The sequence below is a fragment of the Curtobacterium sp. 'Ferrero' genome (assembly GCF_002412165.1).
Classification (GTDB): domain Bacteria; phylum Actinomycetota; class Actinomycetes; order Actinomycetales; family Microbacteriaceae; genus Curtobacterium.
This window is the reverse complement of sequence record NZ_NXIA01000020.1, coordinates 25,284-46,465: the sequence shown is the minus strand read 5'-3', so window position 1 is coordinate 46,465 and position 21,182 is coordinate 25,284. Positions and strand designations below refer to the sequence as shown.

At 72.9% G+C, this 21,182-nt stretch carries 20 protein-coding genes; 12 read left to right on the top strand and 8 right to left on the bottom strand.

Going from position 1 to position 21,182, the window contains the following annotated elements; translation table 11 throughout:
- The first annotated feature begins 3 nt into the window (after nt 1-3).
- From Csp2054_RS15020 to Csp2054_RS15000, 5 genes are all read left to right on the top strand, one after another.
- Nucleotides 4-876 carry an NAD(P)H-hydrate dehydratase gene (locus Csp2054_RS15020; protein WP_096900274.1) on the top strand — a complete coding sequence of 291 codons (873 nt, stop codon included), beginning with the start codon at nt 4-6 and terminating at the stop codon, nt 874-876.
- Nucleotides 877-993: 117 nt separating this feature from the next.
- Entirely contained in the window at nt 994-2,280 is a 1,287-nt protein-coding gene (locus Csp2054_RS15015; RefSeq protein ID WP_096900262.1) for a glycosyltransferase 87 family protein, read from the top strand.
- Nucleotides 2,277-2,585 (top strand): MTH1187 family thiamine-binding protein, encoded by a 309-nt coding sequence (locus Csp2054_RS15010; RefSeq protein ID WP_096900261.1) that lies wholly within the window; start codon nt 2,277-2,279, stop codon nt 2,583-2,585. The genes Csp2054_RS15015 and Csp2054_RS15010 overlap by 4 nt, the downstream gene beginning before the upstream one ends.
- Nucleotides 2,586-2,696: 111 nt before the next feature.
- Nucleotides 2,697-2,882: a hypothetical protein gene (locus tag Csp2054_RS15005; protein ID WP_141399288.1), complete on the top strand. Its 186-nt coding sequence runs from the start codon at nt 2,697-2,699 to the stop codon at nt 2,880-2,882.
- Between the two features lie 304 nt (nt 2,883-3,186).
- Nucleotides 3,187-4,452 (top strand): MFS transporter, encoded by a 1,266-nt coding sequence (locus Csp2054_RS15000; RefSeq protein WP_096900259.1) that lies wholly within the window; start codon nt 3,187-3,189, stop codon nt 4,450-4,452.
- 107 nt (nt 4,453-4,559) lie between these two features.
- On the opposite strand, the gene Csp2054_RS14995 is transcribed toward Csp2054_RS15000, so the two are convergent.
- From Csp2054_RS14995 to Csp2054_RS14970, 6 genes are all read right to left on the bottom strand, one after another.
- The gene (locus Csp2054_RS14995; RefSeq protein ID WP_096900258.1) at nt 4,560-5,231 is read right to left on the bottom strand and encodes a response regulator transcription factor; all 672 of its coding nucleotides are present in this window, start codon (nt 5,229-5,231) and stop codon (nt 4,560-4,562) included.
- 129 nt (nt 5,232-5,360) lie between these two features.
- Nucleotides 5,361-6,686, bottom strand: coding sequence for a hypothetical protein (locus tag Csp2054_RS14990; RefSeq protein ID WP_096900257.1), 1,326 nt, complete (start codon nt 6,684-6,686; stop codon nt 5,361-5,363).
- Nucleotides 6,683-7,840: a sensor histidine kinase gene (locus Csp2054_RS14985; protein ID WP_096900256.1), complete on the bottom strand. Its 1,158-nt coding sequence runs from the start codon at nt 7,838-7,840 to the stop codon at nt 6,683-6,685. Before Csp2054_RS14985 ends, Csp2054_RS14990 begins: the two co-directional genes overlap by 4 nt.
- Before the next feature lie 154 nt (nt 7,841-7,994).
- Nucleotides 7,995-9,194: a homoserine O-acetyltransferase MetX gene (gene metX, locus Csp2054_RS14980; protein WP_096900255.1), complete on the bottom strand. Its 1,200-nt coding sequence runs from the start codon at nt 9,192-9,194 to the stop codon at nt 7,995-7,997.
- Between the two features lie 313 nt (nt 9,195-9,507).
- Nucleotides 9,508-10,836, bottom strand: a complete 1,329-nt coding sequence (locus Csp2054_RS14975) for a bifunctional o-acetylhomoserine/o-acetylserine sulfhydrylase (protein ID WP_096900254.1) — start codon at nt 10,834-10,836, stop codon at nt 9,508-9,510.
- A gap of 201 nt (nt 10,837-11,037) precedes the next feature.
- Complete coding sequence (locus Csp2054_RS14970; protein WP_096900253.1) at nt 11,038-12,111, bottom strand: acyltransferase family protein; 1,074 nt, start codon at nt 12,109-12,111, stop codon at nt 11,038-11,040.
- 79 nt (nt 12,112-12,190) lie between these two features.
- Between Csp2054_RS14970 and Csp2054_RS14965 the strand changes: the two genes are divergently transcribed.
- The 5 genes from Csp2054_RS14965 (at nt 12,191) to Csp2054_RS14945 (ending at nt 16,004) form a co-directional block, all read left to right on the top strand.
- On the top strand, nt 12,191-12,967 hold the full coding sequence (locus Csp2054_RS14965) for an SDR family oxidoreductase (protein ID WP_096900252.1): 777 nt from the start codon (nt 12,191-12,193) through the stop codon (nt 12,965-12,967).
- Between the two features lie 169 nt (nt 12,968-13,136).
- The gene (locus tag Csp2054_RS14960; RefSeq protein WP_176491743.1) at nt 13,137-13,670 is read left to right on the top strand and encodes a phosphoribosyltransferase; all 534 of its coding nucleotides are present in this window, start codon (nt 13,137-13,139) and stop codon (nt 13,668-13,670) included.
- On the top strand, nt 13,667-14,386 hold the full coding sequence (locus Csp2054_RS14955) for a Type 1 glutamine amidotransferase-like domain-containing protein (RefSeq protein WP_096900272.1): 720 nt from the start codon (nt 13,667-13,669) through the stop codon (nt 14,384-14,386). Before Csp2054_RS14960 ends, Csp2054_RS14955 begins: the two co-directional genes overlap by 4 nt.
- Nucleotides 14,387-14,391: 5 nt before the next feature.
- Nucleotides 14,392-15,072 (top strand): uracil-DNA glycosylase, encoded by a 681-nt coding sequence (locus tag Csp2054_RS14950; protein ID WP_096900251.1) that lies wholly within the window; start codon nt 14,392-14,394, stop codon nt 15,070-15,072.
- A 317-nt stretch (nt 15,073-15,389) separates the two neighbouring features.
- A complete protein-coding gene (locus tag Csp2054_RS14945) occupies nt 15,390-16,004 on the top strand; it encodes a GNAT family N-acetyltransferase (RefSeq protein WP_096900250.1) in 615 nt (204 codons plus the stop codon).
- Between the two features lie 99 nt (nt 16,005-16,103).
- Here the strand turns inward: Csp2054_RS14945 and Csp2054_RS14940 are convergent, their stop codons facing one another.
- Nucleotides 16,104-16,802, bottom strand: coding sequence for a FadR/GntR family transcriptional regulator (locus Csp2054_RS14940; protein WP_096900249.1), 699 nt, complete (start codon nt 16,800-16,802; stop codon nt 16,104-16,106).
- A 200-nt stretch (nt 16,803-17,002) separates the two neighbouring features.
- On the opposite strand from Csp2054_RS14940, the gene Csp2054_RS14935 reads away from it, so the two are divergent.
- Nucleotides 17,003-18,526: a GntP family permease gene (locus Csp2054_RS14935; protein ID WP_217990932.1), complete on the top strand. Its 1,524-nt coding sequence runs from the start codon at nt 17,003-17,005 to the stop codon at nt 18,524-18,526.
- A gap of 35 nt (nt 18,527-18,561) precedes the next feature.
- Nucleotides 18,562-19,044 carry a gluconokinase gene (locus tag Csp2054_RS14930; protein ID WP_096900270.1) on the top strand — a complete coding sequence of 161 codons (483 nt, stop codon included), beginning with the start codon at nt 18,562-18,564 and terminating at the stop codon, nt 19,042-19,044.
- A gap of 152 nt (nt 19,045-19,196) precedes the next feature.
- Here the strand turns inward: Csp2054_RS14930 and Csp2054_RS14925 are convergent, their stop codons facing one another.
- The gene (locus tag Csp2054_RS14925) at nt 19,197-21,182 is read right to left on the bottom strand and encodes a glycoside hydrolase family 43 protein (protein ID WP_176491742.1); all 1,986 of its coding nucleotides are present in this window, start codon (nt 21,180-21,182) and stop codon (nt 19,197-19,199) included.

Sequence of the window (21,182 nt, the reverse complement as noted above, 5' to 3'; positions counted from 1 at the left end):
ACGATGAGCGACCCCGTGCCCTTCCGCCCGTCCGACGCCGCAGCCTGGGTGACCGCCCCGCACGGCGAGTCCACCAAGTACCGACGGGGTGTCCTCGGCGTCGCCACCGGCTCGGACCGGTACCCCGGAGCCGCGGTCCTCGGCACCGACGCCGCCGTGCACACCGGCGTCGGCATGGTCCGCTACGTCGGTCCGTCGCGCGCCACCGAGCACGTGCTCTCCCGTCGCCCCGAGGTCGTGTCCGGCGTCGGCCGGGTGCAGACCTGGCTCGTCGGCTCCGGGATCGCCGCCGACTCCCTCGACGAGCTCGACCAGGCCACCGCCGAGGCCTTCCGGCACGCGTCCGGTCGGCCGGGGTCGGGCGACGGCGTCCCCGTGGTCGTCGACGCCGGAGCGATCCCGCTCGTCGGACTCGGGCCCCTCGCCGTCCTCACCCCGCACGCCGGCGAGGCCGCACAGCTCCTCGGCGAACCCCGCGACGCCGTCGAGGCCGACCCCGCCGCCGCCGCGCTCCGCGCCGCACGGCAGACCGGCAGCGTCGTGCTCCTCAAGGGTGAGCACACCCACGTCGTCACGCCCGACGGCGACGTGCGGCTCGTCGCCTCCTCCGCCACCCCCTGGCTCGCCACCGCCGGCGCCGGGGACGCGCTCGGCGGCGTCCTCGGCGCGCTCGTCGCGACCCGCCAGGGGGCGGCCGAGGCTGCGGGAGCGTCCCTCTCGCCGTCCGACCTGGCACACCTCGCCGCGACCGCGGCCGTCGTGCACGGCCTCGCCGCCCGCCGCGCCTCCGGCGGCGGCCCGTTCCCCGTCACCGCGCTCGTCGAGCGCCTGCCCGGCGTGGTCCGCGACCTCGTCGTCGACGGCGACGCCGGCTGACCGACACGGGCCGGACGGGAGGCGCGGGGCGGCGCCGCCCCGCGCCTCCCGTCCGGCCCCGGTCGCCGTGGCGACCCGCACAGCGGACTGCGGGACACGGCTCGGTACGCTCGTCCGGTGCAGCGGAGACCCTGGATCGAGCCCGTCCTGTTCGTGACGGCCTTCGTCGGCGTGCACGCGCTCCTCTGGTGGCTCGCCGTCACGGTCCCCAACCAACCGATCGGCGACGTGACGATCACCTACCGGCGGTGGATCGAGACCGGTCAGCAGGCGCACTTCTGGGTCGGGATCGACGAGGACTGGGTGTACCCGATCCTCGCGATCGTGCCGATGGCCGTCGCCGCGCTCGGCGGGGTGTCCTCCATCGCCACCGGGTGGCTGCTCCTCATGGTGGTGCTCGACGCCGCGGCCTGCGCGCTGCTCTGGCGGCACCACACCGCCGTGGGGCCCGTCCGGCTCCGCGCCGTGTGGTGGTGGCTGCTGTTCCTCCTCGCCCTCGGACCGATCGCGCTGGGCCGCATCGACACCGTCGCGACCGCACTGGCGTTGGCCGGGGTCGCGTTCGTCGCCTCGCGCCCGGCCGTCGCGTCCGTGCTCCTCACCGCCGCCGCGTGGACGAAGGTGTGGCCAGCGGCACTCGTCGGCGTCCTCGTCCTGCTCCGCCGCGGCCACCGGGGTGCGGTCCTCGGCGGCGCGCTCGTGACCACCGCGCTCATCGTGCTCGTCGACGTCCTCTACGGCGGCGCGGCGCACCTGTTCTCGTTCGTCGGCGAGCAGGGGACCCGGGCGCTGCAGATCGAGGCGCCGCTCGCCACACCGTTCCTCTGGGCGGCCGCGGCACACGTCCCCGGGGCCGCCGTCTACTACGACCACGAGATCCTGACCTTCGAGGTCTCCGGAGCCGGCACGCACGCGGCCGCCGCAGTGTCGACGCCGCTCATGGCGCTCGCCGTGGTCGCCGCCGTCCTGCTCGCGCTCCTCGCCGTGCGCCGAGGAGCCGCCCGCGCCGAGGCCGCGCCGCTCCTCGCGCTCGTCCTCGTCGCCGCGCTCATCGCGACGAACAAGGTCGGGTCGCCGCAGTACGTCGGCTGGTTCGCGGTGCCGATCGTGTGGGGGCTGGTCGCCGGGCCGGGGAGCGCTCGCCGGTTCCTGCCCGTCGCGGTGGTCGCGCTGCCGATGGCGTTCCTGACGCAGCTCGTGTACCCGGGCTACTACGACCAGGTACTCACGGTGCAGCCGTGGATCCTCGTCGTGCTGACGGTCCGGAACGTGCTCGAGGTCGCGCTCCTGGTGTGGGGGTTCGTCGCGCTCGTGCGGCTGGGGCGGGCGGGGCAGGCCTCGAGGTCGGGCGCGTCGGGCGGGTCGTCGCGCTCCTCGCTCGAGCGCGGCAGGATGGGCGCATGATCGTCGCCTTCTCCGTCGCTCCGTCCGGTGGACCTTCCGCTGCCGAGGACGGCTCCGTGCACGATGCCGTCGCCGCCGCCGTCCGGGTCGTCCGGGAGTCCGGGCTGCCCAACCGCACCTCGTCGATGTTCACCGAGCTCGAGGGGGAGTGGGACGAGGTCATGGACGTCGTGAAGCGGGCCACCGAGGCCGTCGCGCCCTTCGGCACGCGGGTGTCGCTCGTGCTCAAGGCGGACATCCGCCCCGGGCACACGGGCGAGCTCGACGGCAAGGTCGAGCGGCTCGAGGCGGCGCTCGACTCCTGAGACGCCGTGCGACCCGCGACACGCCGCGCGCCTCCCGCGGATGTCGGTGGTCGGGTGTGTCCTGTCGGTGACGGACGCGAGGGGCGTCCGCACGACGACGAGGAGCTGCTCATGATGCACGACGGCTGGTGCCCCGACTGCGACCTGCGTTCGGTCGTCATCGACTCGGACACCGTCGGCGACCACGCCTGGGCGACGTGCAGCGAGTGCGGGGCCGGCTGGGTCCACCGCGACGAGCTGCCCGAGTATTCCTCGACGCAGGCCGCCGGATCGACCCAGGAGCGTCGCGCGGCGTGACGTCGGCCTGAGCCGGGGCGCACTCGCTCGAATCGATTCGGCACGGCGTCTTCCGTGGCGGGGTTGGAGCGTTCTACACTGCTTGCAGCGGCCCGGTCCGACCGGGCCGTCACCCGTTCGCCGCTGAACCGGGGCCGCCCGATCCGGGCTGGCCGATCCCGCGCCGGCTGCCGTTCGCGTCGGGTTCCGGACGGCCCGCACGGACACGTGTCCCGCTGGTCCGTGCCGGCCGGTCCACTGCTCGTGTGAGGACCGTCGGCGTCCTTCCGCAGCCCCTGTCCGCTCCCGTCCGAGAACAGGCTCCATGACCCACCTCACGCCGACGCGCCGTGCCGTCGCACTCATCGCCCTCGCCCTCGGCGGGTTCGCGATCGGATCGACCGAGTTCGTCGCCATGGGGCTCCTGCCGAACATCGCCGCGGCGCTGCTGCCCGGCCAGTACGCGGCGGACCCGGACGCGGGGATCGCCCACGCGGGGTGGCTCGTGAGCGCGTACGCCCTCGGCGTCGTCGTCGGCGCCCCGACGATCGCGGCGGTGTCGGCGAAGTTCCCGCGGAAGGGGCTGATCCTCGTCCTGCTCGTCGGGTTCGTCCTGGCCACCGTCGCGAGCGCCGTCCTGCCCTCGTTCGGGCTCGTGCTCGTCGCGCGGTTCGTCGCGGGCCTGCCGCACGGGGCCTACTTCGGCATCGCCTCGATCGTGGCGGGCGACATGATGGGACCCGGCAAGCGCGGCAAGGGCATCGCGATGGTGCTGCTCGGGATCTCCGTGGCGAACGTCGTCGGCGTGCCCGCGATCACCTGGGTCGGACAGGTCGCCGGCTGGCGCATCGCGTACGGCGTCGTCGCGGGGCTGTTCGCCCTGACCTTCCTCGCGGTCGCCGCGTTCGTGCCCCGTTCGGCTCGGGACGAGCACGCCACCATCGCCCGGGAGCTCCGGGCCTTCCGCGAGCCGCAGCTCTGGATCGTGATGGGCCTCGGCGCGATCGGGTTCGGTGGCTTCTTCGCGGTGTACTCGTACATCTCGCCGCTCGTGACGAACGTGACCGGTCTGCCGGAGTCGGCCGTGCCGCTGGTCCTCGTCGTCGTCGGGCTGGGCATGGTCGTCGGCGGGGTCGTCGGCGGCCACCTCGCCGACCACAGTGTGCGGCGCACGATCTACGGCGGGCTCCTCGCCCTCGTCGGAGCCCTGCTCGTCACGGTCCTCGCGGCGCAGTGGACGGTCGGGATGTTCGTGGGGGCGTTCCTGCTCGGTGCGACCTCGTCGGCGATCCCCCCGGCGGTGCAGTCCCGGCTGATGGACGTCGCCGGCGATGCGCGGACGATCGCCGCGGCGCTGAACCACTCCGCGTTCAACATCGGCAACTCGCTCGGCGCTGCGCTCGGCGGGGCGGTGATCGCCGCCGGGTTCGGCTTCACGGCTCCGGGTTGGCTCGGCATCGTGCTCGCGCTGCTCGGTGTCGGGGTGACGGCGATCAGCTACGGGGTCGAACGCCGGTCGACCGCCCGCGCGGCGCTCCGCTCGTCGCACCCGTCGACCGGACCGATCACCGCCCCGGTCCCGACCGTCTGACGCGCCGCCCGCGGTGCCGATCGCGTCCGGACAACGAGAGTCACCCCTCATCACGTCGGTGCGTGGTTCGGGGTGACTTCGGTTGTGCGAGAGCCGTGCTGGCCGCGCTACAGGCCGAGCGGGCTGCCGTCCTGGACGATGATGCCGTCGGTGATCGCCCGCTTCCGGAGCGCCACCTTCGTGCCGACGTCGAATCCGGCGACACGGTACTTCTCCCGGATGCGCTTGAGGTAGCTCTTCGCGGTCTCCTCCGAGATGCCGAGCTGGTACGCGACGCTCTTGACCGGCTCGCCGCCGCCGTACAGTGCCATCACGCGGCGCTCCTGGGCGCTGAGCTTCGGCACGCCGCCGACGTCACCCGAATTGATCGCCAGGTCGAGCTCGGCCGACACGTACTGCTCCCCACGCTGGGCGGAGCGGATCGCCTCGACGATCATGTCGGCGTCCTCGCTCTTCACGAGGTAGCCGAGGGCGCCGGCGGCCAGGGCCTCCCGCACCACGTTCGGCTCCGAGTAGGTGCTCATGACGACGGTCTTCACGCCGGCGGTCTTCAGCGTCGAGATCTTCAACGAGACCGGGATCGAGTCCTTGAGGTCGAGGTCCAGCAGCACGACGTCGACCGGGAACGCGGGGCTCGTGAGCAGCTCCGGCCAGGTCGTGACGGCGGCGACCAGGGTGATGTCGTCCGCGGCGTTGCGGATCCACTCGGTGAGCGCACCGAGCAGCATCTTGTGGTCGTCGACGAGTGCGAGTCGGATCGGTTCCTCTGGAGTCGCCATGGTGGCGTCCTTTCTCGGGGTCTGGCCCGATCCTAGGGGGAGGGGGCGCACGGCTCGGGCAGGCTGGTCAGGGTGTCCGGCGGTCGGTCGGGCTGCCGTCGGGCAGCCTCGTCGGTCGACGGGAGCGGGCTACATCGTCGGGTGTCGGTCCACGACGCAGTGGGCGACGATGCGGAGCACGCCGTCCTGCACGGTCTCGGTGAACGGCCCGATGCGCTGCAGCGCGCTCCAGGTCGCCGGTCCGAGGCGTCGGCGGGTCACCCCGCGGGACTCGATCACGATCGGCACGTCCATCGTCTCGTCGGTGACGGGGTGCCCGTCGGACCCGACGGGCCCGAGCGTCACGGAGACGACGGCCTGCCCGGGTTGCGCCGTGCGGCCGTCACCGGCCATCTGCCACACCGCCTGCAACAGTCCGTCGCGTTGCGCGGGGGACAGGTGCCCGGCGAGCGACGACGGGTCGGCGACGCTCACCGCCCGGCCCAGGTGGTCCGACTCCGTGATGGCGTGGTAGAGCCAGGTCTCGCGCCGACCCTCGATCAGGTGCAGCCGCAACTCGGTGGCGAGCGACGCCGCGACCGAGGCCGAGGCGTCCGACAGCGGCAGCGGGTCCGTGCCGTTCGCGACGGCGTCGAGGAGCTTCTCGGCTGCGAGGTCGAGCCGGGCGAGCTCGTCCGACGCGAGCATGCCGACGGCGAACTGCGGCGCCTGCACGTTGCTCTGCACGAGGACGCGGTCGAGCTCGCGCTGCACGAGCTGTCGGAACCGGTGCACGACGAACAGCGCCACCGACGGCGGGACCACCACGAGGGCGAGCAGCGACACCATGGCCGGCAGCGTGTCGGTGGTGACGGGCGTCGAGGCGACGCTCATCCCGATGAACGCGGCGCCGAGCACCCCGATGGCGACGGCGACCTCGCGGGCCGGCCGGAGGGTCGTGATGGGCAGGAGCGCGAAGCCGGCGGCGACCGACGCCGTCGCGGTGTGGGCGATGTCGTGGTCCGGCCAGATGCCGATGAAGTCGAGTGTCACCACGCACGCCAGCACGACCCCGATGAGCGCGAAGGCCGGGCCGGTCAGGCGTTCGCCGTACGTGAGCAGGCTCAGGCCGACGCCGATCGCGGCGACGAGGTACAGCCCCCACGCGGCGGCGGGCAGCCACGGGTCGGTGTACTCGGGCCAGCGGACGAGGAAGAACACGATGCCGGCGACGGCCTCGATCGCGGTGAGCACGGCCCCGCCGAGCCCGAGGTACCCGGCGCCGAGCGACGCGCCCGGCTTCGCCGCCTGCCGGAGCGAGCGGGCACCGGTGGACGTCGACGGCAGGCCGCGCGCCTGCCGACGCTCGCTGCCCCGGTACCGCTCCCGTGCCTCCCGGCGGGTCCGCGGAGCGGGCTGCACGGTCTCGCCGGGCAGTCCGCGGCTGATGGTGTCCTCGGGGAAGCGGCTCGTCATCGGGGTGCCTCCAGGACCACGGTGGTGCCGGAACCCGGCGCGGAGAAGAGCTTGGCGTCGCCGCCGACCTCGCGGAGCCGGTTCACGACGCTCTCCTTGAAGCCGAGCCGTTCGGCACTGACGTCGGTGATCTCGAACCCGACGCCGGAGTCCGTCACCATCGCGCGCACCGTCTCGGCGTCGTGGACGATCGTGACGTGGGCCTCGCCGACCCCGGCGTGCCGGCGGACGTTCTCCAGGCACTCCCCGAGTGCGAGGAGGAAGGCGTCGAGCACGTGCGACGGCAGGAGGACCTGCCCGGTGCCGTGCCAGCTGACCTCGAGCCCCATCCGCCCGAAGCGCTGCTTCACGGACTCGAGGGTCTGGCCGAGCGGCGACTCTTCTTCGCGGGTGAGCGAGTAGTCGCCGGACTGCTGCGGCTGCGGGGTGGCCCCGAGGCGGAGGTGGCGGAGGAGTCGGGCGTCCTCGGCGGCCTGCTCGCGCATCGCCTGCTCGGAGACGCCGACCCCGGAGTGCGCCAGGAGCGTCAGCGTGGCGAGCACGGTGTCGTGCAGGAGCCGCGCTCCCTGCCTGCGCTGGGCCTCGGTCTCGCTGGCCTGCCGTTCGGCGCGGTGTGCGGTGCCGATGCTGTAGATGCGGCGGGCGACGCGGGGGATGCTGCGGGAGATCCACGCCGCGATGACCGCGATGAGGACCCAGCCGAGCACGACGCCGCTGACCGGGCCGGACAGCACCGAGCCGGTCGCCCACACCATCGAGCCGACGCTGACGAGCCCGGCGAGCACCGTGAGCGCGAGCCCCAGCGGCTGCCCGCGCTGCGCCATCAACGGCGACGACAGCGCACCGGCGGCGAGGGGGATCGCCGCACTGGCGATCACGGGGCGTGTGGGGCCGTCGACGCTGAGGAGCAGCAGCGCGAGTGCGCCGAGGCCGGCGGCGAGCACGAGCGCGGTCCACCAGACGGAGCCGTTCGACCCGAAGAGCACGAGGCCGGCGATCATGACCGCGATGCAGGCGAGCGCCCCGACGAGTGGACCGACCGGCACGGCGAGGGCGCACAGCACGCCGACGACGCTGATCAGTGCGCAGACGACGCCGACGACACGGGTGGTCGACCGGAGCAGTCGGTCGCGTTCCTGTGCGATCAGTTCCATCGGTGTCCTGTGCGGTCCAGCAGTGTGAAGACGAGTGTCGGTCAACCCGAGCAACCGCCATCATTCCACGCACGGCACCCGTTGGGGGGTGTTCGGCGCGGCATGCCCGATCGGATGTGTCGACGATCGTCGTCCGGACCGACGCGCCGGCGGCTCACCCGAGGAGGCGACGGAGGTGCTCCCCGACGGCGTCGTGCTCGATGAGGAAGCCGTCGTGGCCGAACTCGCTCGGGATCACCGCGGCTCGGTCGCCGTCGAGCGTGTGCGGGATGCCCGCCGCGATCCGGTGCTGGTCCTCCACGGGGAACAGGCGGTCGCTGGAGATGCCCACCACGAGCGTCCGAGCCGTGATCGACCCGAGCGCCTCCCGGACGCCACCGCGACCGGCACCGACGTCGTGCGAGTCCATCGCGTGCGTGAGCGTCAGGTACGAGGACGCGTCGAACCGGCGCGTGAACTTGTTGCCGTGGAAGTCGAGGTAGCTCTCCACCGAGAAGCGGCCGTCGTCGCCCAGCGGGGACACGTCGCTCTGCCAGGACCGGTCGAACCGGCCGTTCAGCTCGTCGGGCGCCCGGTAGGTCATCAGCGCCATCCGCCGGGCCAGCGCGAGCCCCCGGTGCGGCCCCTCGCCCGGCTCGGAGTCGTAGTAGTCGCCGCCCGCGAAGGCCGGGTCCATCTGGATCGCCGCCCGCTGCAGGGAGTTCGCCGCGATCTGGTCGGCGGTCGTCTGCGCGGTGCTCGCCAGCACGGCGAGCCGCTCGACCCGGTCCGCGTGGCTGATCGCGAACTCGAGCGCGTGCATGCCACCCATCGACCCGCCGACCACCGCCGCGAACCGCTCGATGCCCAGGCGGTCCGCGAGTCGCGCCTGCACGGCCACCTGGTCGCGGACGGTGACGAACGGGAAGCGGGAGCCCCACTCGACGCCGTCCGGTGCGACCGAGGACGGGCCCGTCGTGCCGTGGCAGCTGCCGAGCATGTTCGGGACGACGACGAAGTACCGGTCGGTGTCGATCGCCCGGCCTGGTCCGACGACGTCGCCCCACCAGCCCGCCGTCCGGTGCCCGGGGCCGGCGTCGCCCGTCACGTGCGAGTCGCCGGTCAGGGCGTGGAACACCAGGACGGCGTTGTCCCGCGTCGGCGACAGCGTGCCCCACGTCTCGTACGCCACCCGGACGGACGGGATCCGCCCGCCGCGGACCCACTGCTCCCCGAGGGACTCGAAGCGCCGGTGGCCGGGGTCGTCGCCGGGGCGCCAGGCGCCCGTCACGGGGGGCTTGCCGAGCGTGCCGAGGGCGGTGCCGGGCACGAGGGACGAGGGCACGGAGTCCTCGGGGGTCGTCTGCCAGTCCATCGTCCGACCAGTCTGCCGGGAGGCCCGGGTCACCGCCGCCGTGTTACGTCGCCCCGGGCGGGTCGTCGTGCCGTAGGGCGCGTGGTCGCGCAGGGCGGCGCGGCCTCTGCACGCATGTGGCGAGCACGACGAAGCACGTGTCGATCGACGCGTGCTTCGTCGCGGTCGCTACGCGACGTTCGATGCGCGCGCAACGATCGACGTCCCACGTGTCGATCGACACGTGGGACGTCGAAACGCTCGCGTTTCCTGGCCGGGGCGCGGGGCGCGGGGCGCGGGGCCCGGGCGGGGCCGGGGCGCGGGGCGCGGGGCGCTACGCGCGCAGGCGCTCCGACTCGGCACGGGCCGCGGCGAGCCCGGCCTCGAGGTCCGCCCGGAGGTCCTCGACGTTCTCGATCCCCACCGACAGGCGGACGAGCCCCGGCGTGACCCCGGTCGTCAGCTGCTGCTCGGGCGTGAGCTGCGAGTGCGTGGTCGACGCCGGGTGGATCACGAGCGAGCGCACGTCGCCGATGTTCGCCAGGTGCGAGAACAGCCGCAGGTTGTCGACGAACGCCTTGCCCGCGTCCACGCCGCCCTTGAGCTCGAAGGACAGCACGGCTCCGGCGCCCTTCGGCGCGTACTTCGTCGCCGCCGCGTACCAGGGCGAGGTCGGCAGCCCGGCGTACGACACGGAAGCGACGTCCGGGTGGCGGTCGAGCCACTCGGCGATCTCCTGCGCGTTCTGCACGTGCCGCTCGATCCGGAGCGACAGTGTCTCGATGCCCTGCAGGAGCGCGAACGCCGTGTCGGGGGAGTTCGAGGCACCGAGGTCGCGGAGCAGCTGCACCCGCGCCTTGATGATGTACGCGAGCTGGTCGCCGACGGCCTGCGCGAACACGGCCCCGTGGTACGACGGGTCCGGCGTGTTGAACTCCGGGAACCTCTCGGCGTGGTCTGACCAGACGAACCGGCCGCCGTCGACGATGACGCCGCCGATCACGGTGCCGTGCCCGCCGAGGAACTTCGTCGCCGAGTGCACGACGATGTCCGCGCCGTGCTCGAACGGGCGGATGAGGTACGGCGTCGCGATCGTGTTGTCGACGATGAGCGGCACACCGGCCTCGTGTGCGACGCCCGAGACGGTCTCGATGTCGAGCACGTTGATCTTCGGGTTGCCGATCGTCTCCGCGAAGAACAGCTTCGTGTTCGGGCGGACCGCGCGACGCCACTCCTCGGGGTCGTCCTGGTCCTCGACGAAGGTGGTCTCGATGCCGAGCTTGGCGAGCGTGTACTTGAAGAGGTTGTACGTGCCGCCGTAGATCGACGAGGACGACACGATGTGGTCGCCCGCACCCGCGATGTTGAGCACGGCGTAGGTCTCCGCGGCCTGCCCCGACGACACCAGGAGCGCGCCCGAGCCGCCCTCGAGCGCGGCGATGCGCTGCTCGACGACGTCGTTCGTCGGGTTCATGATCCGCGAGTAGATGTTGCCCGGCTGCGCCAGCGCGAACAGGTCGCGGGCGTGGTCCGAGTTCTCGAACACGTACGACGTCGTCTTGTAGATCGGCGTCGCGCGCGCACCCGTGGTCGGGTCCGGCTGGGCGCCGGCGTGGACCTGCGTGGTCTCGAACCGCCAGGCGGCGGCCTCGTTCGTGCTCATCGGTGCTCCTGTCGGTCGCGGTGGTCGGGTGCGCGCCGTCGGCCGGGAGGCACGTGGCGGCGCTGCGTTCCGCGTCACGCTACGCACGTGGCCGGTCGTGCACCAGCGCCACCGCCACACGACGTAACGCGCGTCACGGAGGCGAGCCGTGCCTCCCGGACGGCGCAGCGCGCCCACCGCACCGTGCCCACCGCGCTGTGCCTACCGCGCCGTGTCCTTCCGGAACAGCCAGTCGACCTTCGGCTCGAGCAGCCAGCGCATCGCGCGCCGCACGAACGGCTGCGCCAGGAACAGGCTCACCGCGCATGCCAACGCGACCATCAGCAGCACGTACGGCCACGCCGAGTGCTCACCGGCCAGGATGCCGCTCTCCCGGATCGGGTACAGCACGAACGTGTGCAGTAGGTAGACGTACATCGTCGCCGCCCCGAACCGCGTGATCCAGACCGTCCGACGGGGCACGAGCAGCAGGAACGACGTCGTCAGCACCGCCGCGAGCACCATCAGGCCCAGCCGGACGGCACCCGCCCACCAGGCGTCCTCTCCGAGTCCCGAGTAGGAGTCGTCGTAGAAGAACCAGTGGTGCAGGTCGAACTCCTTGAACTGCGGGATCCAGATCGCACACGACACCGCCCACGCCGCGAACACAGCAGCCGCGGCCACCCGCACGCGCACCACCGTCCGTCGAGGCGCGTCGTACCAGCGGTCGAAGAGCCCCCACTGCTTCACCTGCCAACCGACCAGGAAGAACGGCAGCAGGCTGATCGCCCGGCTCAGCGACAGCGTCGAGTCCACGTTGTCGAAGTAGCCCACCCCGATGCTGAACACGACCGCCCAGAACAGCGGCCACCGCAGCTGCGCCAGGTACGGCAGGATCAGCCGGAAGATCCCGAGCGCGAGCAGGAACCACAGGGTCCACGTCGGCTGCGTCGGGTTGAACTCCTTGCCGCCCTCCACGATCGCCTGCACCACGGTCCAGATCGTCTGCATGATGACGTACGGCACGACGATGTCGCGGATCGTCCGCTGCATGCGCTGGGCCGTCGGGGTGTCCGCCGACGAGAAGTACCCGCTGATCACGCCGAACGCGGGCATGTGGAACGCGTAGATGAACGTGTACAGCGCCAGGGCGTGCTCGCTCGCCGACGTCTGCCGTTGGATCGCGTGACCGATCACCACGAGCGTCACCGCGAGGAACCGCGCCGTGTCCCACATCGGGATGCGCTGCGACACCCGCCCGGGCTCCAGGCGCGTCGTCGTGGCTGCGGTCGTCATGGCCCGACACGCTACCGGCTGCGCGGGCGTCGTGATCGCTACGGTGGACCGACACACCCATCCGTTCGGAGGAACACCCATGACATCTCGTCGCGCCGTCGTCACCGGAGCCAGCTCGGGCATCGGAGCCGCGACCGTCCGGCTCCTGCGCTCCCGCGGCTGGGACGTCCTCGCCGTCGCCCGGCGCGAGCAGAAGCTCCGCGCGCTCGCCGAGGAGACCGGAGCGACCTACCTCGTCACGGACGTCACCGACGCCGACGCGGTCGCGGCGCTCGCCGACCACGTCCGGGGGTCCGGCGGTGTCGACGTGCTCGTGAACAACGCCGGCGGCGCACTCGGTTCGGCCTCGGTCCAGGAGTCCGACGTCGAGGACTGGCGCGCCATGTTCGAGGTGAACGTGATCGGCACCAAGCGCGTGACGGCGGCGCTCCTGCCCGTCCTCCGGTCGACGGCCCGCACCGCCGGGCACGCCGACGTCGTGACCGTGACCTCGACGGCCGGGCACGTGGCGTACGAGAACGGCGGCGGGTACAACGCCGCCAAGTTCGCCGAGCACGCGCTCGTGGGAGCCCTCCGGCTGGAGCTGAACGGCGAACCGATCCGGGTGGTCGAGATCGCACCCGGTCTGGTGAAGACCGACGAGTTCGCCCTCACCCGCTTCCGGGGCGACGAGGCGAAGGCGGCGGCGGTGTACGACAACGTGCCCGAGCCGCTCGTCGCCGAGGACGTCGCGGAGGCGATCGTGCACGCCGTCGAGCTCCCGGCGCACGTGAACCTCGACCTGGTGACGGTCCGGCCGGTCGCGCAGTCGGCGCAGCACAAGCTGGCGCGGGGTCCGCTGACGCCGAAGGCCTGAGCTGAAGAAGATGGTCTGAGCGGACGCGGCGGTCCGGCCGCTGCTCGTCACCGGCCCGGCGGTCCGGGGTCGTCCGCCGGGCCGGTGCGCACGCGCCCGGACCGGTGCGCACGCGCCCGGACCGGATCGCGGGTCGCGGGCGCGGGGTCCGTGCCGGTACCGTGGTCGGATGCCGATCAGCAGCGACCCCGAGCCCGTGGCCCAGGCTCCCTCGACCGTGACCGTGACGAGCGGGCCCGAGGTGCTCGGCTGGTTGGAGTTCGGCGACGCCGCCCGCCTGCTCGCCAAGGACGTGCTGTCGTCCGGTTTCGAGCCCGAGGTCGTCGTCGCGGTCGCCCGGGGCGGGCTGATCATCGCCGGTGCCGTGGCCTACGCGCTCGGCACGAAGGAGTGCGGCTCGATCAACGTCGAGTTCTACACCGACGTCGAGCAGCGGCTCGAGGAGCCCGTCATCCTCGCGCCGGCGCTGGACGCCCCGAGCCTCGCCGGCAAGAAGGTGCTCGTGGTCGACGACGTCTCCGACTCCGGCCGCACCCTGCGGCTCGTCGTCGACATCATCGCGAACGCGGGCGCCGACGTCCGCAGCGCCTGCCTGTACTCGAAGCCCGGCACCGTCCTCGAGCCCGACCACGTCTGGCGTCGGGTCGACGGCTGGATCACGTTCCCGTGGAGCGCGCTCGCCCCGGTGACGGCCGAGTCGTGAGCATCCACCTGGTCGGCGGCGGACTCCTCGCCGCCGCGGACGCCGCCGCCCCGTTCACCGCGGAGGCCACCGCGCGTGCCGCCGCCGTCGGCCGCACCACGCCGCGCATCGGGCTGCTGTCCGTCGCCCGCGCCGACGGGAGCTCGCCCGCCAGCACGGCCGACATCGCGGAGACGCTCGGGGGAGCCCGCGCCGCCGAGGTCGTCGTGACCGAGGTCGCAGCCGGCGCCGTGTTCGACACCGCCGTGCTCAGCGACATCGACGCGCTCGTGGTCGCGGGCGGTGTCACGCCGGACTACCTCACGGCGATCGCCCCGATCGTCGACCAGGTCCGGCTCCTGGTGTCCGACGGCCTGCCCTACCTCGGCTACTCGGCCGGCGCGATGATCGCCGCGGACCGTGCCCTGGTCGGCGGCTGGCGCATCGGCGGGGTCGAAGTGTGCCCGGAGGAAGCGTCCGAGGGGCTCGACGAGGTGGAGCTCCGCGAGGGGCTCGGGCTCGTCGACCTCACCGTCGACGTCCACGCCGTGCAGGCCGGCACGCTCGCCCGGCTCATCGCGAGCGCCGAGGCCGAGTTCGTCACCGCCGGGCTCGCGATCGACGAGGACACCACGCTCGTCGTGGGCGAGGGCGCGCTCGAGGTCCGCGGCACCGGCAGCGTCTGGCGGGTGATCGCCGGCGAGGAGTCCGTGTCGGTCGCCACCATGGGCGCATAGGCCCCGTGGAACCGAGGCCCCTCGCCGAGCTCGTCGACCCCGGGTGGGCCCGCGCGCTCGCCCCCGTCGAGGACGACGTCCACCGGATGGGCGCCTGGTTGCGTGCCGAGGTCGCGGCGGGGCGGCCGTACCTGCCCGCCGGTGCCGACGTGCTCCGTGCGTTCCGTGACCCGTTCGACGACGTCCGGGTCCTCGTGCTCGGGCAGGACCCGTACCCGACGCCCGGTCACCCGATCGGCCTGTCGTTCGCGGTCGACCCCGGGGTCCGGCCGGTGCCGCGGAGCCTCGCGAACATCTACACCGAGCTCCGTGACGACCTCGGCGTCGAACCGCCGGCGCACGGCGACCTCCGCGCCTGGTCCTCCCGCGGCGTGCTGCTGCTCAACCGGGTGCTCACGGTGCGCGCCGGTGACGCCGGGAGCCACCGTGGCAAGGGGTGGGAGGCCGTCACCGACCAGGCCGTCCGGGCCCTCGTCGCCCGGGGCCGTCCGCTCGTCGCGGTGCTCTGGGGCGCCCAGGCCGCGACCGTCCGGCCGCTGCTCGGGGACACGCCGGTCGTCGCATCCGCCCACCCCTCCCCGCTGAGCGCCCGCCGCGGCTTCTTCGGCAGCCGTCCGTTCTCACAGGTCGACGAGCTGCTCGTGGCGCAGGGGGCCGAGCCGGTCGACTGGTCCCTGCCCGCCTGACCGCTGCGCGCGCCGGACCGATGCGCGCGCCCGTCCGCCGTGTGTGCCGCGGAAGCGACAGACGCGCGTGCTCGTCCGCCGTGTGTGCCGCGGAAGCGACAGACGCGCGCGCTCGTCCGCCGTGTGTGCCGCGGAAGCGACAGATGCGTGCGGGCCGCCGGCGGGCATCTGTCGCTTTCGCGCCCCATCCGCACCGCGCCCCATCCGCACCGCGCCCCATCCGCACCGCGCCCCATCCGCACCGCGCCCCAGCCGCCCCCACACGCCGAGCCGCACGGAACCGGCATCGTCGGTGCTCCGACCCGTAGGCTCGACCCGTGCTCGAGGAGGAATACCAGCGACGACGGGTGCTCCCGCGTCACCTGCGCGCCCCCGTCCCGCAGGAAGCCGCGTTCGCCTACACGATCCGCGCGGCCGAACCCACCGACCTGCCCGACGTCCGCGAGATCCACACGCACTACGTCCGGAACTCCTCGGTCACGTTCGACCCGTCGGCGTTCACCTTCGCGGCGTGGAAGCGACGGTACGACGAGGTCCGTCGCCGGGGGTTGCCGTTCCTGGTCGCCGAGAACCCGTCCGGTCAGGTGCTCGGGTACGCCCTCGTCGACCCGTGGAACCCGCGCGACCGCTCGAACCACGTCGTCGAGGACTCGATCTACCTCGGCGCGGCAGCCGGCGGGAAGGGACTCGGACGAGCGCTCATGGAGGCGCTCCTCGACGAGTGCCGGGCAGCCGGCGTGCGCGAGGTCATCGCGGTCATCGCCGACCGCCAGGCCGAGGCGTCGATCCGCCTGCACGAGCGACTCGGCTTCGAGGAGGTCGGCCGGATGGGCAAGGTCGGCTTCAAGTACGACCGTTGGCTCGGCACGGTCACGATGCGGCTCCGCCTGCGGGGACCGCGCCTGTTCGCCCGCGCCCGCGACACGCGCTGACGCAGCCCGACGCGCACCGCGCGCAGCTGGCGGACCGGCACGACGCCGACACCGCCTGTCGGGAGGCACGGGGCGGACCCGCACCGTGCCTCCCGTCCGTCAGGTGGTCGGCGCCTCCGCGACGAACTCCTCCCGCGTCACCCGCAGCAGCTCGCGCGCTGCCGCGCCCGCGCCCGCGCCGTCCCCGGTGACGAGCAGCCGCCCGACCTCGGCGTGCCGTTCCGCGGCGTCCCGCGTCCACTCGGTGATGGTGTCGCGCGCTTCGGACGTCCGGGTCCGCAGCAGCGCCTCGACGGTCCCGGCGAAGTGCGCGAACACGGCGTTCCCGGACGCGGTGAGGAGCCCGCGGTGGAAGCGGACGTCGGCCTCCAGGTAGGCGCGGCTGTCCTCCCGCGCGCAGGCGTCGAGCATGTCGGTCGCCGCGTCGAGCACGGTGGACGCATCCGCGGCGCCGGCGGCCAGCGTCGCCGCGACGGGCTCGACGCCGAGCCGCAGTTCGAGGAGCTCCCGCTGCTGGGTGAAGTAGGCGGGGGAGGCACCGCGCCACCGGATGACGGTCGGGGCGAGCAGCTCCCACGAGGCGGCACCGAGCACTTGCGTGCCGACCCGCTGCCGGGGCTCGACCAGCCCGAGCGACTGCAGGACCCGCAGGGCCTCGCGCACCACCGAGCGGGACACGCCGAACTCGTCCGCGACGTGCTCGGGCCGGACGACGGCGCCGGCGGCGAGCTCGCCGTCGACGATGCGCTGCCCGAGCGTCTCGAGCACCTGGGCGTGCAGTCCTCGCGGGGTCGGCATCGTTCCTCCATGCAGTACGGGTCACGCGGTCGCCGTGACGCGAGGTCCATCGAAGCGGCAGACTGCGCCGCAGGGTGCTCGGCACGCGGCACGACGTGATGTAGTCTGATTAATCAGATTATTCAGGTCGGTGCTGCGGCACCAGACCGACGAACGAAGGCGACGGAGCCGCGCAGCTGCGGTTCCAGGAAGGGGCCCAGATGCCTCACGCTCTCCCGGTCCACTCGACCGTCCTCGCGGCAGGGGGTGGTGGGACCTCGACGGTCGACCCGTCGGGTCCCGTCGTGCAGCTCGTCGTCGCGGCGCTCATCGGCGTCGTCGTCATCATCGGGCTCATCACCTGGCTCAAGGTGCACCCGTTCATCGCGTTGACGATCGGCGCGCTCGGGGTCGGGATCGGCGCGGGACTCGCGCCGGACAAGGCGGTCACGAGCTTCGGCAACGGCTTCGGCGCGACCATGACGAGCGTCGGGATCCTCGTCGGCCTGGGGTCGATGTTCGGCAAGATGCTCGTCGACTCCGGAGCGGCCGACCGGGTCGTGGACACGCTCGTCCGCCGGTCGTCCGCGGCGGCCTTGCCCTGGACGCTGGCCCTGATCGGCGCGCTCATCGGCCTGCCGATGTTCTTCGAGGTCGGTCTCGTCCTGCTCATCCCGATCATCGTGCTGGTGGCGAAGCGCAGTTCCGTGCCGATCATGAAGATCGCCGTGCCCGCGCTCGTGGGCCTGTCGACCATGCACGCCTTCGTGCCGCCGCACCCCGGGCCCCTGGTCGCCATCGCGACGGTGGGCGCGAACCTCGGCACGACCCTCGCCTTCGGCATCGTGCTCGCCATCCCGGTGATCATCCTGTCCGGCCCGGTCTTCGCGTCCTTCGCGGCGCGGTGGGTCGACATCCCGGCACCCGACATCTTCGGCTCGCGCGGGTCGGCGCACGGTTCCGACGACCCGGCATCCGCCGGACGGGAGGCGCGGCGCGGCCCCGCCACGCAGGACACGGCCTCCCTGCCGAACGGCAAGAGCGACTTCACCCGCGTCATCAGCGAGCCGCGCAGCCCGTCCTTCACCGTGGCGGTGGTGGGCATCCTCCTGCCGGTCGTCCTCATGCTCGCCCAGGCCGTCCGCGAGGCCACCGCACCGGACGCCTCCGGCACGTGGGTCGGCGTGCTCGACTTCCTCGGCACCCCGATGATCGCGATCGGCATCGCCGCGCTCTACGCCATCGTGTTCTTCGCGCTCGGCGGCGGCATGGACCGGTCGGCGGTCTCGAAGTCCCTCGAGAGCGCGCTCCCGCCGGTCGCCGGCGTGCTGCTCATCGTCGGTGCCGGCGGCGGGTTCAAGCAGGTCCTCATCGACACCGGCATCGGCGGGGTGATCGCGGACGCCGTGCAGGAGTCCGGCGTGTCGGTGCTGCTCGTCGCGTGGGTGGTGTCGGCGCTCGTCCGCGTCGCCACCGGTTCGGCGACCGTCGCGACCGTGACCGCCGCGGGCATCATGGCGCCCATCGCACACGACCTGTCGTCGCCGATGACCTCGCTGCTCGTGCTCGCGATCGGTGCCGGCTCGGTGTTCCTGTCGCACGTGAACGACGCCGGGTTCTGGCTGGTGAAGGGGTACCTGAACACCACCGTGGGCCAGACGTTCAAGACGTGGACGGTGCTCGAGTGCCTGATCTCCGTGTTCGGCCTGCTCGGCGTCCTGCTCGCCGGGGTGTTCGTCCGGTGAGCGACGGGACGAGCGGCGCCCGTGTCCTGGTCGTGATGGGGGTCTCCGGCTCCGGCAAGTCGACCCTGGCCGCGAGCGTCGCCGAACGGCTCGGGTGGGAGTTCGCGGAGGGCGACGCGATGCACCCGCCCGCCAACGTCGCCAAGATGGAGGCCGGCACCGCGCTGACGGACGCGGACCGGTGGCCGTGGCTCGACGTCGTCGCGGAGTGGATCCGGTCGCACCTCGATGCGGGCGCGCCCGGCGTGGTGACCTGTTCGGCGCTCAAACGGTCCTACCGCGACGTGCTCCGGGCACCGGGTGTCGTGTTCGTGCACGTCACGGGTGACGACACCCTGATCGCGGAGCGGATGGCCGGTCGCGCCGGGCACTTCATGCCGACGTCGTTGCTGGCGTCGCAGCTGGCGACGCTCGAGCCGCCGCAGGACGACGAGGCGCACCTGACCGTCGCGGCCGCGGGGAGCCCGGACGAGCAGGTCGCGGACGTCGTGGGGCGACTCGGGATCACCGTGCACTGAGTGGTCGGGCGCCGGGGAGCGGGCGCGTCCCGTGGTGGAGGCACGTCCCGTGGTGGAGGCGCGTCCCGTGGTGGGCACGTCCCGTGGTGGGCGCGTCCCGACCCCCAGTGGTCGGGGCGCGCCCACGGTGCGTGAACGGCTGGCAGCCCTGGTCAGGCCTTGGACACCATGATCCAGCTCACCTGGATCCCGTACTTCGTGCTCGGCGAGATGCGCAGGTCGGTGATGCCGTCCTTCCCGACCTGTGTCGTCGCCGACAGGGTCCGGTAGGTGCCGTCGATGGGCTGGTCCGTCGCGATCGTCCGACCGTCGAGCGACACGGCCGCCGCGCGTCCGGGGGCGCTCTTCGTCCACGGGTCCCAGAACCCGACGTCGACCCGGTAGCGACCGTGCCGGAGGCCGCCGAGTGCGTACTCGAGGTCGGTGGCGTCGGCCTGCCACCGGACGGTGGTCGTGATGCTGCCGCCGCTCGTCCCCGAGACCCCGCCGGTGGTGCCGAAGTACCCCCAGTGCGTGCCGGTCCGCGGGTCGACGCCGAAGCGCTGGTCCGCGGTGCTGTTCAGGAGCCGGTCGCCCCGGCGGTGGAGGAACGCCAGGTCGGCGGTGTGGTCCGCCGTGCCCTGTCCGCCGGCGTCCACGAAGTACGCCAGGTGCTTCGGCAACACCGTGACGTCCCGGGTGAACGTGCGCCCGTCGTCGAGCGTGCCGGTGACGGTCTGTTCACCCGCGGTGCGCAGCGGTGCGTCGGCCCAGGAGACCCGGTGCGTGCGGGCGGTGCCGCCCTCGCGGACGCTCACGCGCTTCGGGAGCGCTCCGGAGTCGCCGAGCGTGACCTGGCCGGGCACCGCGGTCGTCACCGTCCACGGCTGGTACGTCCGCAGGTCTGCGAGGGTCCACTCGCCGGTGTCGCACGAGAACGTCATCGAGCCGCCCTCGCCGAACCGCACCGGCAACCACACACTCGGGGCGGTGCGCAGGTCGTCGGCGTTGTTCCAGCGGTCACCGATGTACACCACGCGTCCGTCGCCGAGGTTCAGGAGCGAGGTACTCTGGGAGTCGCAGGTCGTGCCGGAGTCGGTGCCGGTCGCCGGGTTGCCGTGGGCCGTCCACGTGCCGAGGATGTCCGTCGCCGTGGCGTACGCGGCCGCGTTCGGCGCCCAGCCCGTCGCGCCCGAGGTGACGAGGTAGTAGGTGCCCCCGACCTTCGTGAGCGCCGGTGCCTCGCGCTGCCCGCCGATCCAGGGCTGCGGCCGCCGGAAGTCGACGCCCTCGACGGCCTTCGACGGGTCCGCCGACAGGTTGGTGTAGTCGGCGTCGAGCTTCGAGATGTAGAGCGTGAGGTTCTCCTCGCTCGCGTAGACGATGTAGGCCGTGCCGTCGTCGTCCACGAAGAGGTTCATGTCCCGCGCCATCCCGGGGGAGTCCGGCTGGTGGTTCGACGGATCGTCCGCGGGTACCCGGTCGAGCCGGTACGAGTCAATGTAGCGGAACGGCCCGGTCGGTGAGTCGGACACGGCCACGCCGGCCTGCGCCTTCGCGTACTGCGCGTCCGAGGTGTCCGTCGGCCCGTCGGCGTGCACCCACATGACCCACTTGCCGGTCTTCGCGTTGTGGATCACCTTGGGCCGTTCGAGGATCGCGCCCGGACGGGTCGTGCTCGGAGCCGTCACGCCGAGGTCCCGGTACACGGCGTCCCGCTGCGCCTGGTCGTAGCCTCCGTAGAGCGCGGCGAAGTACGGATCGTCGAAGTCCGAGCGACTCGTCATCGTCCGGAGCGCCAGGCCGTCGTCCTCCCAGTTGTACAGGTCGTACGACGAGTACACGTGGACGCCGCGGGTGTCGCTGTACCCGTTCACCCGGTCCTCGCCGTACCAGTAGTAGACGGTCCTGCCGTCCGTGTCGGTCGCGGTGACGACCTGGCCGCCGTGGCCCTGGATCGGCTCGCCGGTGTCGTCGAGCCACTGCTCACCCGGCCGGAACGAGCTGTACGTCGTCGCGGCGGAAGCCGGTGCGGCCGCCACCCCGGTGGTCGCGAGCCCGGTGGCCGCGAGCACGGCGGCGATCCCGATCGCCACGAGTGTCCGCCATCGTCGCGTGCTGGTGCCGGGAGTCCCGGCGGTGTCGTTGCGAATCCCCAT

Bases quoted from the DNA above. Each gene is read 5' to 3' on its own strand.
- Csp2054_RS15000 (WP_096900259.1), top strand. From the start codon at position 3,187: ATGACCCACCTCACGCCGACGCGCCGTGCCGTCGCACTCATCGCCCTC.
- Csp2054_RS15005 (WP_141399288.1), top strand. From the start codon at position 2,697: ATGATGCACGACGGCTGGTGCCCCGACTGCGACCTGCGTTCGGTCGTC.
- Csp2054_RS14930 (WP_096900270.1), top strand. From the start codon at position 18,562: ATGGGGGTCTCCGGCTCCGGCAAGTCGACCCTGGCCGCGAGCGTCGCC.
- metX (WP_096900255.1), bottom strand. From the start codon at position 9,194: ATGGACTGGCAGACGACCCCCGAGGACTCCGTGCCCTCGTCCCTCGTG.
- Csp2054_RS14995 (WP_096900258.1), bottom strand. From the start codon at position 5,231: ATGGCGACTCCAGAGGAACCGATCCGACTCGCACTCGTCGACGACCAC.
- Csp2054_RS14975 (WP_096900254.1), bottom strand. From the start codon at position 10,836: ATGAGCACGAACGAGGCCGCCGCCTGGCGGTTCGAGACCACGCAGGTC.
- Csp2054_RS14935 (WP_217990932.1), top strand. From the start codon at position 17,003: ATGCCTCACGCTCTCCCGGTCCACTCGACCGTCCTCGCGGCAGGGGGT.
- Csp2054_RS14985 (WP_096900256.1), bottom strand. From the start codon at position 7,840: ATGGAACTGATCGCACAGGAACGCGACCGACTGCTCCGGTCGACCACC.
- Csp2054_RS14960 (WP_176491743.1), top strand. From the start codon at position 13,137: ATGCCGATCAGCAGCGACCCCGAGCCCGTGGCCCAGGCTCCCTCGACC.
- Csp2054_RS15010 (WP_096900261.1), top strand. From the start codon at position 2,277: ATGATCGTCGCCTTCTCCGTCGCTCCGTCCGGTGGACCTTCCGCTGCC.
- Csp2054_RS15020 (WP_096900274.1), top strand. From the start codon at position 4: ATGAGCGACCCCGTGCCCTTCCGCCCGTCCGACGCCGCAGCCTGGGTG.
- Csp2054_RS14940 (WP_096900249.1), bottom strand. From the start codon at position 16,802: ATGCCGACCCCGCGAGGACTGCACGCCCAGGTGCTCGAGACGCTCGGG.
- Csp2054_RS14990 (WP_096900257.1), bottom strand. From the start codon at position 6,686: ATGACGAGCCGCTTCCCCGAGGACACCATCAGCCGCGGACTGCCCGGC.
- Csp2054_RS14970 (WP_096900253.1), bottom strand. From the start codon at position 12,111: ATGACGACCGCAGCCACGACGACGCGCCTGGAGCCCGGGCGGGTGTCG.
- Csp2054_RS14965 (WP_096900252.1), top strand. From the start codon at position 12,191: ATGACATCTCGTCGCGCCGTCGTCACCGGAGCCAGCTCGGGCATCGGA.
- Csp2054_RS14925 (WP_176491742.1), bottom strand. From the start codon at position 21,182: ATGGGGATTCGCAACGACACCGCCGGGACTCCCGGCACCAGCACGCGA.